10 protein-coding genes are annotated in these 12,419 nt (G+C 57.4%); 8 read left to right on the forward strand and 2 right to left on the reverse strand.

Annotation, left to right across the window (positions count from 1 at the left end; translation table 11 throughout):
* Positions 1–422: 422 nt before the first annotated feature.
* Both BJL95_RS02485 and BJL95_RS02490 read right to left on the reverse strand, forming a co-directional pair.
* Complete coding sequence (locus BJL95_RS02485) at positions 423–851, reverse strand: DUF29 domain-containing protein (protein ID WP_071155222.1); 429 nt, start codon at positions 849–851, stop codon at positions 423–425.
* Between the two features lie 333 nt (positions 852–1,184).
* Entirely contained in the window at positions 1,185–1,970 is a 786-nt protein-coding gene (locus BJL95_RS02490; RefSeq protein ID WP_175463632.1) for a hypothetical protein, read from the reverse strand.
* Between the two features lie 239 nt (positions 1,971–2,209).
* On the opposite strand from BJL95_RS02490, the gene BJL95_RS02495 reads away from it, so the two are divergent.
* The 8 genes from BJL95_RS02495 (at position 2,210) to BJL95_RS02525 (ending at position 12,009) form a co-directional block, all read left to right on the forward strand.
* Entirely contained in the window at positions 2,210–3,463 is a 1,254-nt protein-coding gene (locus tag BJL95_RS02495) for a hypothetical protein (protein WP_071155224.1), read from the forward strand.
* A 126-nt stretch (positions 3,464–3,589) separates the two neighbouring features.
* A complete protein-coding gene (gene urtA / locus BJL95_RS02500; protein WP_064026572.1) occupies positions 3,590–4,888 on the forward strand; it encodes an urea ABC transporter substrate-binding protein in 1,299 nt (432 codons plus the stop codon).
* A gap of 321 nt (positions 4,889–5,209) precedes the next feature.
* Positions 5,210–6,787, forward strand: a complete 1,578-nt coding sequence (gene urtB / locus BJL95_RS02505) for an urea ABC transporter permease subunit UrtB (RefSeq protein ID WP_083385573.1) — start codon at positions 5,210–5,212, stop codon at positions 6,785–6,787.
* Positions 6,788–7,804: 1,017 nt separating this feature from the next.
* On the forward strand, positions 7,805–8,923 hold the full coding sequence (urtC, locus tag BJL95_RS02510; RefSeq protein WP_071155226.1) for an urea ABC transporter permease subunit UrtC: 1,119 nt from the start codon (positions 7,805–7,807) through the stop codon (positions 8,921–8,923).
* Positions 8,924–9,009: 86 nt separating this feature from the next.
* Positions 9,010–9,729, forward strand: a complete 720-nt coding sequence (urtD, locus tag BJL95_RS02515; protein WP_368086596.1) for an urea ABC transporter ATP-binding protein UrtD — start codon at positions 9,010–9,012, stop codon at positions 9,727–9,729.
* Positions 9,729–10,502 carry an ABC transporter ATP-binding protein gene (locus tag BJL95_RS02520; RefSeq protein ID WP_071155230.1) on the forward strand — a complete coding sequence of 258 codons (774 nt, stop codon included), beginning with the start codon at positions 9,729–9,731 and terminating at the stop codon, positions 10,500–10,502. Before urtD ends, BJL95_RS02520 begins: the two co-directional genes overlap by 1 nt.
* 257 nt (positions 10,503–10,759) lie before the next feature.
* Entirely contained in the window at positions 10,760–11,071 is a 312-nt protein-coding gene (locus tag BJL95_RS23550; protein WP_083385576.1) for a GIY-YIG nuclease family protein, read from the forward strand.
* 92 nt (positions 11,072–11,163) lie between these two features.
* Positions 11,164–12,009 (forward strand): urease accessory protein UreD, encoded by an 846-nt coding sequence (locus BJL95_RS02525; protein ID WP_071155232.1) that lies wholly within the window; start codon positions 11,164–11,166, stop codon positions 12,007–12,009.
* Positions 12,010–12,419: the final 410 nt, after the last annotated feature.

The following is a 12,419-nucleotide window of genomic DNA, read 5'->3' on the forward strand; positions in this document are numbered from 1 at the left end:
TACATCAGAACCATTTATCCAAATTTGCAAAACTACCCGCCGACCTTTCATCTCGCGACGGGGTTAATCCCCTGATGCCGCGCCGAGCACCGGAGGGTTTGAGCGGTGGTGCCCGACAGGGGCGCGGCAGGGATGCCGCGCGTTTTTGGAGGGCTATGGATAGCCCTTCCAAAAACCCCGCTCAAACCCGTAGGAGCGCAGGATATAAGCGGCATGGGGCCGCCTTTCTTTTGGATACTTTTCTTTCGACTGCATGGATGCAGGAGGTAGAGCAATGCAGGAGCGATTGCCGAGGCCAAGCAAAGAAAAGTATCGCGGTTGCCGGTCCGCGAACCGGCATTTAAAAACCCGTCGCGCCAGCGACACAAATCATCAAAACCATCAAAACCCTTACAACAAAACCAACGCCGCACCACGACAATTCACTCCGGAAAAAACCCGGCATCGACGATTTGATCGAAGGTCCACGGACAATCGCCGGCAAACAATTCCTCGTCAAGTCCGGTTTCGCTGGACGCGTCGATGACGGCTCGCCGATAGGCATGGGCTAGGATTTCCGGCAATTTAGCGGCAAGCCCCGAATTATCGTCGAGCACATCGACCACCGCGAGACGTTGCCCCTTAATCGTCAGTTGCCAGCTTTTACCGCGCCGTGCCGGTTGATGCCGCCACTTCAGCAAATGCGCCAATAAAACCGTCAAGCGGCTATCCAATGCCCGTTTTTCGCTTCGGCCCATGCTTTCCAACTCCTCGGCGATGTTTTGTAGATCCAATTCGTTGAAACGCCCCGCTCGGATTGCCGCGGCCTGTTCGTGGGTCCAACGGTAGAAGTCGGTTTCGTAGGTACTCATGGCTAATCCTCATCCTATCTGACGGCCCGGATTATAACTGATCGTCGGCGGCGGCCGTTCGCGCCTCGGGCTTAACGCTTCGACTCCGCTCAGCGACCGGCTCGGCTCGGCTCGGCTCGGCTCGGCTCGGCTCGGCTCGGCTCGGCTCGGCTCGGCTCGGCTCGGCTCGGCTCGGCTCGGCTCGGCTCGGCTCGGCGAACGATTCAGCTCCGCTCAGCGACCGACTCCACTCAGTAAATGTTCCCCTCTTAGCGAACGCTTCAGCCGGCAACGACCGAGTCTAACGCTCGACGGTGTTTTGGACGTCCCGCATCCCTGCGAGCAAGACAAGCGTTACTTCCTTTCATGCCCAAACGTAAAAATCACCGGATTGCCTTGGTTGTGAATAATCACCTCCTTCTTCGGCTCGTCGCCGATTGCCGCCGGCGTGCCGGAACCTTCGCCACCACTGGCGGCCGCCGGAATCTCCCGAACCTCCACCCGCACGTCCGGCATCCACTTGGGTTTGAACAACGCGGTCTTCACTCGGCCTTCGGTTTTCGGCAACGGCGCGTGTTCCAGCACGTCCAGACAGGCGGTGCTGATTTGATCGACCAATTTGTCGGTCACGTAACTTTGCGCGACATCCTTGCCGAAGGCATGGGCGCTGAAGGTGGACTCGCGTTCGATCAACACCGCCTGATTGCCGGCATCGCGTAGCGTGCAGGTGATCGGCAACACGTCGGCTTTTTGAAACTCGGCGGCGCGCGGGTCGGAATTGCCGGACGAAAACGAGAAGCCGACCGGGGTTTCCCGGCGGGCGACCTTACCCAATTTGGCTTGTAACGCGTGGCTGAACGGCCCTTGCCCCGGCAACGGAAATTCCCATTCGGCCAGATTGGCCCTGACCCGATCGGCCAATGCCGCCGATTCCAATGCAAAGCCGAACTGGCGCAGATTGTCGTCGGCCACGCTAAACGCCACGGCTTGCAAGGGTTTGACGGCGTCGACGGCGAGCGCTGGCGTCGGCGCGGCCAACCATGCGGCGGCGGCCAGCGCCAAACCGGCCATCCGGTACATTAGCGGTTTTCGAGCCGAATCCATATATCGATCGCGGCTGAAGCCGCTCGTATATTTCATGACCAACGAATTACCGGCCGGCCGTTCAGGCCCAATTTCTAGTGTCGAATTCATAAATTTCCCTCGGTTCTTGGGGGCTTACTCTACGGGAAGCCGTTCTTTTACAGCCATACGTCAAATAACTGATGAGTCATTTACCCGATTGTGGCGGGTAGCGACAAAATTCAAAAATCTCCCCGAAGTCTTCGAACGCCGGACCGCCAATCCCGGCAGTTTTCAATCCAAACCAGGGGAATGTAATGACAGGCATCAATCCACCCAAACACAGTCGCCGGGCCGCCAAGATGCTCGGTAGCGTGGCGCTAAGCGCCCTCGGCCTGAGCCAAGCGCCGGATGCGCTGGCCGGAGCGACGTTTAAAATCGACGACACCAAATGGGTCAGCGTCGGCGCCGGTTTAAGAACCAGTTTCCGCGCCCAGGAAAGCGGCGCCGGGGCCAATGGCGAAAAATGGAACAACGATTTCAACCTGGACAATATCCGTTTGTACATCAACGGTCAGATCCATAAGTACCTGAAAGTGGAATTCAACACCGACTGCCAAACCTGCGGCAACGGCGGTGAAGTCCGGGTGCTGGACGCCATCGGCAAGTTCGAGGTCACCCCTTACGCCAACTTGTGGGTAGGCCGGATGCTGGTCCCGGCCGAACGCCGCGAGATGAACGGTCCGTTCTACAGTGCGGTGTATAACATCTTCTCCGCCGGCACGCCGTTCGAGCCGGCAGACTACAACCTGACCATCGGTTCCAACGGCAACTCGGCCGGCTCATTCGGCCGCGACGACGGTGTCACCTTCTGGGGTGCGGTACTCGACGGCCGTTTCCAATACGCGGCAGGCTTTTTCCGAGGCTTGCGCGGCGGCGCCAACGTAAACCACAACATTCTCTACGCACAGCGCTTCGCCTACAACTTCTGGGACGTCGAAAAAAACCCCGGCTACTACACCTCGGGCACTTATTACGGTAAAGGCGGCGATATCTTGACGGTCGGCGTCTCCAATCAATATCAAGAAGGCGGCGCCGGCACGGCGGCTGATCCGGGCAACTTTCGCGGCACCACCGCCGACGTGTTGATGGAAAAAGTCTTACCCGGCGGCGGCGTCGTTACTCTGAACGGCGAATACAAAAACTACGGCATTTCCAATGGCTTCAGCCAGGCGAGCCGTGATGCCGACGTGCCTTTTTCCAGCAATACCTTCGGCATGTTTGAGGGCAATGCCTACGATGTCAGCGGCATGTATCTGTTCCCGCAAAAAATCGGCATCGGCCAGTTCCAACCTTATCTGCGCTACGTCAACGTCGCTCCTAGCACCAGCAGCACCCGCGAAGTCTACGAAGGCGGCGTCAACTACATCATCGACGGCCACAACGCCAAAATTTTTGCCGCCTACCAATACGGCGATCTGTTGACCAAAGGCGTCGCCAGCGACTTTAAATCAACCGACTCGGGTACAAACGCCAGCCAAGTCATGGTCGGCTTCCAATGGCAAATTTAAAAGTAGGGTGGGCACGGTTTGTGTGCCCACGCGGAACGAACGCCAGGCGTGGGCATTGCATGCCCATTCCTACAAAAACGGGCTATTGATTCGCCCACGATTTCTTCCCGACATAGGACTTAAACGATGAAACTACTGAGCAATTCCTTCCACAAACTGGCGACCGTCGCGGCTCTGTCCGCCGCGCTGCTCGGCGCCTCGCCGGCCCGCGCCGAAGACACTATCAAGGTCGGCGTGCTGCATTCGCTGTCCGGCACGATGGCCATTTCCGAAACCACACTGAAAGACACCATGCTGATGCTGATCGACGAGCAAAACAAGAAAGGCGGTCTGCTCGGCAAGAAACTGGAAGCGGTCGTCGTAGACCCGGCGTCCAACTGGCCGCTGTTCGCCGAAAAAGCCCGCGAATTGCTGACCAAGGACAAAGTGGCGGCAATCTTCGGTTGCTGGACCTCGGTGTCGCGTAAATCTGTGTTGCCGGTCATTGAGGAATTGAACGGCATCCTGTTCTACCCGGTGCAATACGAAGGCGAAGAGTCGTCGAAAAACGTGTTCTACACCGGCGCCGCGCCCAACCAACAAGCGATTCCGGCGGTCGACTACCTGATGAACGACCTGAAAGTGCAACGCTGGGTCTTGGCCGGCACCGACTACGTTTATCCGCGTACTACCAACAAAATCCTGGAAGCCTATCTGAAAGCCAAAGGCGTCAAGGATAAGGACATCATGATCAACTACACGCCGTTCGGCCATTCCGACTGGCAAAGCATCGTCGCCGACATCAAAAAATTCGGCTCGGCCGGTAAGAAAACCGCAGTGGTTTCCACGATCAACGGCGACGCCAACGTGCCGTTCTATAAAGAGCTCGGCAACCAAGGCATCAAAGCCGAGGACATTCCGGTCGTCGCCTTCTCGGTCGGCGAGGAAGAATTGTCCGGCATGGATACCAAACCGCTGGTCGGCCATTTGGCGGCCTGGAACTACTTCATGAGCGTCGATACCACCAAAAACGCGGCCTTCATCCAACAATGGAAGGACTACATCAAAAATCCGAAACGGGTCACCAACGACCCGATGGAAGCGCATTACATCGGCTTCAACATGTGGGTGAAAGCGGTCGAGAAAGCCGGCACCACCGATCCCGAAGCGGTACAAAAAGCCCTGATCGGCGTCGAGTTCCCCAACCTGAGCGGCGGCGTGGCGAAAATGCTACCCAACCACCACATCAGCAAACCGGTGCTGATCGGCGAGATTCAGGAAGACGGCCAGTTCGTCACGGTCTGGCAAACCAATAAAGTCGTCGACGGCGACGCTTGGTCCGACTTCCTGCCGGACAGCAAACCGATCATCGCCGACTGGACCGCGCCGATCAGCTGCGGCAACTACAACACCAAAACCAAGAAATGTTCAGGTCAAAAATACTGATCGGATGAACCCGGCGGGTCCTCGATCAGATCCGCCTCACGCTTAGCCAAGGGTTGCGCCGGCACGGAAGCCGGCGCAACCCACCTCGAAGGAATCGCCATGTCTGTTCATTGTTCGCAAACCGCTTTAATAACGCCGCTCGGCCGCGCCCTTGCCGTTGCTCTTTCCCTATCCCTGTGTTCAGTTCGTACTCCTCTGTGGGCCGGGGCCAAGCCGAGCGGCGTTATCAAAGCGATTTTTTCGTGTGTGGGTTACGCATTGCGTAGCTTGTGTTCCGGTTTTCGAGTGACCGCCTGGTACGCGGTGCGTACCCTACTTTTTATGTTCGCGGTTTCCGTACAGGCGCAAGAACCGGACACCTTTAGCCAATATCTGGAGCAATTGCGCGTCGGCAGCATGGCCGAGCGCGAAGCCGCGATCGAAACCCTGGCCGCCGACGGCCGCGCCTTGCCGGCGCTGCAAGCCTTACTGGACGGCAAATTGTTCGATTTGAAAGCCGAGAGCAAACTGGTGATCGGCGTGGAATCGGCGGCCGGCTATCAACTGACCGACGCGGCCAGCGGCGCGGCACTCGCGGAAGTAGACCGCTCGGCAGTCGGCAAAATCAACGTCACCAACAAACTGCGCGGCAGCTTGCGCAAGGCCATCGGTCAGTTGCAGTTGAACGTGGCCGACGCCGACGCCCGCTTGGCGGCGGTCAAGGCGATGGCAAAAGAGATCGACGACAAGGGCCTGGACTTGCTGCGCGGCCGCTTGGAACAAGAAAGCGCGCCCAAGGTCCGCGCCGCGATCGAAGAAATTCTGCTGCTCCGAGACATCGACAGCGACGACAAGACCAAGCGCATCGCCGCCATCGGCACCTTGAAGGACCGTACCAGCCAGGACGCCGCCAATCGCCTGCAAGCCCTGACCGAGAAAGACGCCGACGGCAATTTCATCGAACCCGACAGCGACATCCGCAATCTGGCCGAAGCTGCGCTGGTCAGCATCCACAACCGCTTGCAAACCTATGCGGTCGTCGAAACCGTGTTCTTCGGCCTGAGCCTGGGCGCGGTGCTGGTGTTGGCCGCGATCGGCCTGGCGATTACCTTTGGCGTCATGGGCGTGATCAACATGGCCCACGGCGAACTGATGATGCTGGGCGCTTACACCACTTACGTGATGCAGCAACTGCTGCCGAACAATCTGGGTACCGCGTTGATTTTGTCGATACCGATGGCCTTTTTGGTGGCCGCGCTAGTAGGTATAGCGATCGAACGCGGCATCATCCGCTTTCTGTACGGCCGGCCGCTGGAAACCCTGCTGGCCACCTTCGGCGTCAGCCTGTTCCTGCAGCAAGCCGTGCGCTCGATCTTTTCGCCGCTGAACCGCAGCGTCTCCACGCCGGAGTGGATGAGCGGCTCCTGGCAGATTAACGACTTTCTGTCGCTGACCTGGAATCGTTTTTACATCCTGATTTTCTGCCTGCTGGTGTTTACCGCGCTGCTGCAAATCTTGAAGCGCACCAAGCTGGGCCTGGAAGTCCGCGCCGTCGCGCAAAATCGCGGCATGGCCAGAGCGATGGGTATTCCCACCTCGCGGGTCGATGCGATGACCTTTGGTTTGGGTTCCGGAATTGCCGGGGTGGCCGGGGTGGCCTTGAGCCAAATCACCAACGTCGGGCCGAATCTGGGTCAGGCCTACATCGTCGATTCCTTCATGGTGGTGGTGTTCGGCGGCGTGGGGAATTTGTTCGGTACCTTAGTCGCTGGGTTTTCGCTAGGGATTGCCAATAAGGTGTTGGAGCCTTATGCCGGGGCGGTGTTGGCGAAGATTTTGGTGCTGGTGTTCATTATTTTGTTTATTCAGAAGAAGCCGAGGGGATTGTTTCCGCAGAAAGGGCGGGCGGCGGAATCGTGAGGTTTTGGGGGTTGCGTTTGCTGGTTCCCACGCGCTGCGTGGGAACCCAGACTAGCCGCACTGCGGCGACTCGGGCTGGAATGTTTGGTGTCGCTATCGCGACGGCTTTTTAAATGCCGGTTCGCGGACCGGCAACCGCGATACTTTTCTTTGCTTGGCCTCGGCAATTGCTCCTGCATTGCTCTACCTCCTGCATCCGTGCAGTCGAAAGAAAAGTATCCAAAAGAAAGGCCGCCCCATGCCTCTTATATCCTGCGCTCCTGCGGGTTTGAACGGGTTTTTGGAAGGGCTATCCATAGCCCTCCAAAAACGCGATGCATCCCTGCATCGCCCCTAACGGGCAACTCCGCTCAAACCCTCCGGTGCTCGGCGCGGCATCAGGGGACGAAACCCGTCACGAGATTTAGAGGGGATGGATAGCTTGACGATGGTAAGAATTTGTAGGATGTGCCGACGACAGGAGGCGCATCGCTCGCGACCGATGCGCTTCGCATTTGCTCAGCACATCCTACGCACTGCGGGTTTGAGCGGGGATTAAACCCGTCGCGGATTTAAAGTGGATGGATAGTTTGACGATGGTAAGAATTTATAGGATGTGCCGACGACAGGAGGCGCATCGCTCGCGACCGATGCGCTTCGCATTTGCTCAGTCGTAGGGTGGGCACGGTTGAGTGCCCACGCGGAACCAACCGCCAACGGTGGGCAAAGTTGCCCACCCTACGCAACGTTAACTTCCGGGACGGTTTTCTCCCCTGATGCCGCGCCGAGCACCGGAGGGTTTGGTGAGAAGTTGCCCGCAGGGGAGCGGCAGGGATGCCGCTCGTTTTCGGAGGGCTAGGACAGCCCTTCCGAAAACCCTCGCCAAATCCGTAGGCGCGCAGGATCAAAGCGGCATGGGGCCGCCTTTTCTTTGGATACTTTCTTTTGGCGGAGCAAAAGAAAGTATCTCGGCTGTCGGGCCGAGACCCGACATACAAAAAACCGTCGCGATAGCGACACACTAAAACGGAAGACGGTATGAAACTAATCAACCTAAGCCAAGACAAGACCTACAGCACAGTCCTAACCACCCTGGCGGCAATCACCATTCTAATCCCACTCTGCAACCTAATCTTCCCCGAAGACTCGGCCTTGCACTTCTCTGCTTACTCAGTCTCCCTAATCGGCAAATACCTCACCTTCGCCCTACTCGGCCTATCACTCGATATGGTCTGGGGCTACGCCGGGATTCTGGTCCTCGGCCAAGGCGCGTTCTTTGCGTTGGGCGGCTATGCGATGGGCATGTATCTGATGCGCCAAATCGGCACCCGCGGCGTCTACGGCAATGCCGAGTTACCCGACTTCATGGTGTTCCTGAACTGGACCGAACTGCCCTGGTACTGGTACGGCTTCGGCAACTTCGGTTTCGCGATGCTGATGGTGTTCCTCGCGCCCGGTTTGCTGGCCTTCGTGTTCGGCTGGCTGGCGTTTCGCTCAAGGGTCACCGGCGTCTACTTATCCATCATCACTCAGGCACTAACCTACGCTTTATTACTGGCCTTCTTCCGTAACGAAATGGGCTTCGGCGGCAATAACGGCCTAACCGATTTCAAAGACATCCTCGGTTTCAACATTCAATCGGAAGCCGTCCGCTCGGTATTGCTATTGATGACCGGCCTGAGCCTAATCGGCGCTTTGTTATTGTGCCGCTGGATCGTGAACAGCAAGCTGGGCCGGGTGGTCACGGCGATTCGCGATCAGGAATCGCGGGTACGCTTCCTGGGTTACCGGGTGGAATTGTTCAAACTATGGGTATTCGTGTTCGCGGCGATGCTGGCCGGCTTGGCCGGAGCGCTGTACGTGCCGCAGGTCGGCATCATCAACCCCAGCGAATTCTCACCGCTCAACTCCCTGGAGATCGTCATCTGGGTGGCGGTCGGCGGGCGCGGCACCTTGTACGGCGCGATCATCGGCGCGGTGCTGGTCAACTACGCCAAAACCGTATTGACCGGCCTGATGCCGGACGCTTGGCTGTTTTGCCTGGGCGGCGCCTTCATCCTGGTCACCTTGTTAATGCCCGACGGCATCGTCGGCCTGCTGCGCCGTCGCAGTAAACCCAAACCCACTCTTAACGCTACCGGAGGACAACCGGCATGATGATCTCGGCTGCAACTACCACCGAAGGCGGCGCCAGCCTACCGCTGGTCGGGGAAATCGACGCCCGCCACGGCCCGATTCTGTACATGGAAGACGTCAGTGTCAGCTTCGACGGCTTCCGGGCGCTGAACCATTTATCGCTGTACATCGACGACGGCGAACTGCGCTGCCTGATCGGCCCCAATGGTGCCGGCAAGACCACCTTGATGGACGTCATCACCGGCAAAACCAAACCCGACAGCGGCTCGGTATTCTTCGGCCAGACCATCGATTTGCTGGAACTGGACGAACCGGCCATCGCCCAGGCCGGCATCTGCCGCAAGTTTCAAAAACCTAGTGTGTTCGACGCCTTGACCGTGTTCGAAAATCTGGAACTGGCCTTACGGACCGACAAGCGCACTTGGCCGACTTTATTTCATAAACTCAACAGCGAGCAACGCGACCGCATCCAGGATGTATTGCAAACCATCGCCCTGCCCGCTCAACAACGGCAACTGGCCGGCGCGCTGTCGCACGGTCAGAAGCAATGGCTGGAAATCGGCATGCTGCTGATGCAGGACCCGAAAGTGATGCTGGTCGACGAACCCATCGCCGGCATGACCCATCAGGAAGTCGAACGCACCGCCGAGTTATTGCTGTCCTTGCAAGGCAAGCATTCCATCGTGGTGGTCGAGCACGATATGGAATTCGTCCGTAGCATCGCCCGTAAAGTCACGGTACTGCACGAAGGCTCGGTGCTCACCGAAGGCAGCATGGACGAAGTCCAAAACGATCCGCGCGTGATCCAAGTTTACCTGGGGGGATGATGTTAACGATTAGCGCATTGCAACAATACTACGGCGCCAGCCACACCTTGTGGGACCTGGATTTGAGCGTGCCGGCCGGCGCCTGCGTCTGCCTGATGGGCCGCAACGGCGTCGGCAAAACCACGCTCCTGAAAGCCATCATGGGCCTGCTCCCAGTGGCCGAGGGCAGCATTCAATTCGACGGTGTGGAATTGGCCAAAGCCAAGGCCGAATCCCGCGCCGAACTAGGCATCGGTTACGTGCCGCAAGGCCGAGAAATCTTTCCCTTATTAACCGTGGAAGAAAACCTGAAAACCGGCCTGCGCGCCGCCAACAAACACGGCATCAAAAAAGTGCCGGACAGCATTTTCGAGATTTTTCCGGTGCTGAAGCAAATGCTGAAGCGCCGGGGCGGCGATCTGTCCGGCGGCCAGCAGCAGCAATTGGCCATCGGCCGCGCGCTAGTGCTAAACCCGCGCCTGCTGATCTTGGACGAACCGACCGAAGGCATCCAACCCAATATCGTCAGCGAGATCGGTGACGTGATTATTCGTCTGAATAAATCGCGCGGAGTGCCGACGCCAGCCCCAAAACCGGAAACCGGCGAAATCCATCAAGCCATCGACCGTATTCATAAGGAACTGGGGGTGACAGTGTTATTGGTGGAACAAAAGCTACCGTTCGCCCGCAAAGTAGCCAATCAATTCTGCATCTTGGACCGTGGCCGGCATGTGGCGGTGGGGGAGATGAACGAATTGGCGGACGACATGGTGAAGCGGTATTTGACGGTGTAGTATTTTGATTTTCTAGGGGCGAAAATCGACTTTTCCGTTTGCATGCTAGGATTTTCCCGTTCGTCCTGAGCCCCGTCGAAGGATGGGCGGGAAAATCCGTGCATCTCTGCGCCAAACCGTTCGTGCTGAGTCCTTCGGCGGCGCTCAGGAGAGCCTTGTCGAAGCACGAACGGTTTGGCGAGTAGCGATTATTTCCCGGCGGAATTGATTGGCGTAACAGCGACCTACAACACCTCAAACAAGGATAAGGAAGCAGAATGTTCTGGGTTTATATCCTTCGCTGCGCCGACGGCAGCTATTACACCGGCCATACCGATAATCTCGAAAAACGAATAGCCCAACATCAAGCTGGCGAATGCGGTGGCTACACTTTATCGCGTCTTCCGGTAGAGTGCATTTGGTCTCAGGCAACCAGCACGCGAGAAGAAGCGCTATCGGCGGAACGGCAAATCAAGGGCTCGAGTCGGAAAAAGAAAGAAGCCATGATGAGAGGTGATTGGGCTGAAGTTAGCCGGCTTGCGAAAAGTCAATCCGTTCATCCTTCGACAAGCTCAGGACGAACGGATTGACTTTGTTACCCGCCTCTAATTACCGGTCGTCCTGAGCTTGTCGAAGGGCACGCAAAATAAGGTTTCGAACCCTGAACAACTAACAGATTCAAATGAGTAACGAGCTCGCGGAGAAACAGTTTTGTAGTCAATCGTTCAGCCACTGGGAAGCCGAACTCACTTTAGGTTTCGCCCCACGTGGATCCAAAACCGCCTTGGTCAACCGCACCCACCGTGGCCCCTTGACCGTGCAGCGGCCCTTCTACCCTGAAGGCGGCGTCTGCCATGTCTATTTGCTGCATCCGCCCGGCGGCGTTGTATCCGGCGATCAGCTAAGTATTACAGCCACTGTCGAACCCGATGCCCAAGCGCTGATCACCACCCCGGCCGCCGGCAAGTTCTACCGTAGCGGCGGCGGCGAAGCGCGGCAGACCGTCAACCTCACGGTTGCTGAAAACGCCAGCCTGGAATGGCTGCCGCAGGAAACCATCGTTTACGAAGGTGCGCGCTTAAATTCCAGCATGAATATCGATCTGGCCGAACACGCCCGCTTCATCGGCTGGGAAATATTAGCCTTGGGCCGCCCGGCTGCTGGTGAAGGCTTCGATAACGGGGCAGCCACTTTAAGCTGGCGCATCAGTCGTGCCGGGCGCATGGTTTACATGGAACGCTTGCATCTGGATGCGGAAGCCTTTAAGGCCCGTTGGGGTTTGTTTGGGCATTCGGCTTGCGGGACGCTGTTCGTTTATCCGGCTACGCCTTTGCAGTTGGCGGCAGTGCAGGCATTGATTGGGGAAGAGACTAATCGCGGGGTGACTTTGATTGAGGGTTTGTTGATTTGTCGGGGCTTGGATCTTAGGGCGGATTTTTTGAAGGTTTTTTTTGAGGGGGTTTGGGGATTGGTGCGGGGGGATGTGATTGGGAAGGAGGTTTGTTTGCCGAGGATTTGGGCGACATGAGAATTTGATTGCGGTGCCGGTTAAGCCGTTCGTGGTGAGCTTGTCGAACCATGAACGGATTAACCATTTTGTGTCGCTGCCGCGACGGGGTTGTTTAGAAGTCGGGTCTCGGCCCGACAGCCGAGATACTTTCTTTTGTTTGGCCAAAAGAAAGTATCCAAAGAAAAGGCCACCCCATGCCGCTTATATCCTGCGCTCCGAAGGGTTTGAACGGGGTTTTCGGAAGGGCTATCCATAGCCCTCCGAAAACGCGATGCATCCCTGCATCGCCCCTGCGGACTAATCCGTTCAAACCCTCCGGTGCTCGGCGCGGCATCAGGGGCAATAACCCCGTCACGAGAAGAAATGTTGTTGGATTATTTTGCAATTTGGGTTTCAAGTTCTATTGTAGGATGCTGCTGACAATAGGC

The organism is Methylomonas sp. LWB (assembly GCF_001856095.1).
GTDB classification, from domain to species: domain Bacteria; phylum Pseudomonadota; class Gammaproteobacteria; order Methylococcales; family Methylomonadaceae; genus Methylomonas; species Methylomonas koyamae_A.

Coding starts and splice junctions, on each gene's coding strand:
- BJL95_RS02490 (WP_175463632.1), bottom strand. CDS start 1,970: ATGAAATATACGAGCGGCTTCAGCCGCGATCGATATATGGATTCGGCT.
- urtC (WP_071155226.1), top strand. CDS start 7,805: ATGAAACTAATCAACCTAAGCCAAGACAAGACCTACAGCACAGTCCTA.
- BJL95_RS02495 (WP_071155224.1), top strand. CDS start 2,210: ATGACAGGCATCAATCCACCCAAACACAGTCGCCGGGCCGCCAAGATG.
- urtD (WP_368086596.1), top strand. CDS start 9,010: ATGGAAGACGTCAGTGTCAGCTTCGACGGCTTCCGGGCGCTGAACCAT.
- BJL95_RS23550 (WP_083385576.1), top strand. CDS start 10,760: ATGTTCTGGGTTTATATCCTTCGCTGCGCCGACGGCAGCTATTACACC.
- BJL95_RS02520 (WP_071155230.1), top strand. CDS start 9,729: ATGTTAACGATTAGCGCATTGCAACAATACTACGGCGCCAGCCACACC.
- urtB (WP_083385573.1), top strand. CDS start 5,210: ATGTTCGCGGTTTCCGTACAGGCGCAAGAACCGGACACCTTTAGCCAA.
- BJL95_RS02525 (WP_071155232.1), top strand. CDS start 11,164: ATGAGTAACGAGCTCGCGGAGAAACAGTTTTGTAGTCAATCGTTCAGC.
- urtA (WP_064026572.1), top strand. CDS start 3,590: ATGAAACTACTGAGCAATTCCTTCCACAAACTGGCGACCGTCGCGGCT.
- BJL95_RS02485 (WP_071155222.1), bottom strand. CDS start 851: ATGAGTACCTACGAAACCGACTTCTACCGTTGGACCCACGAACAGGCC.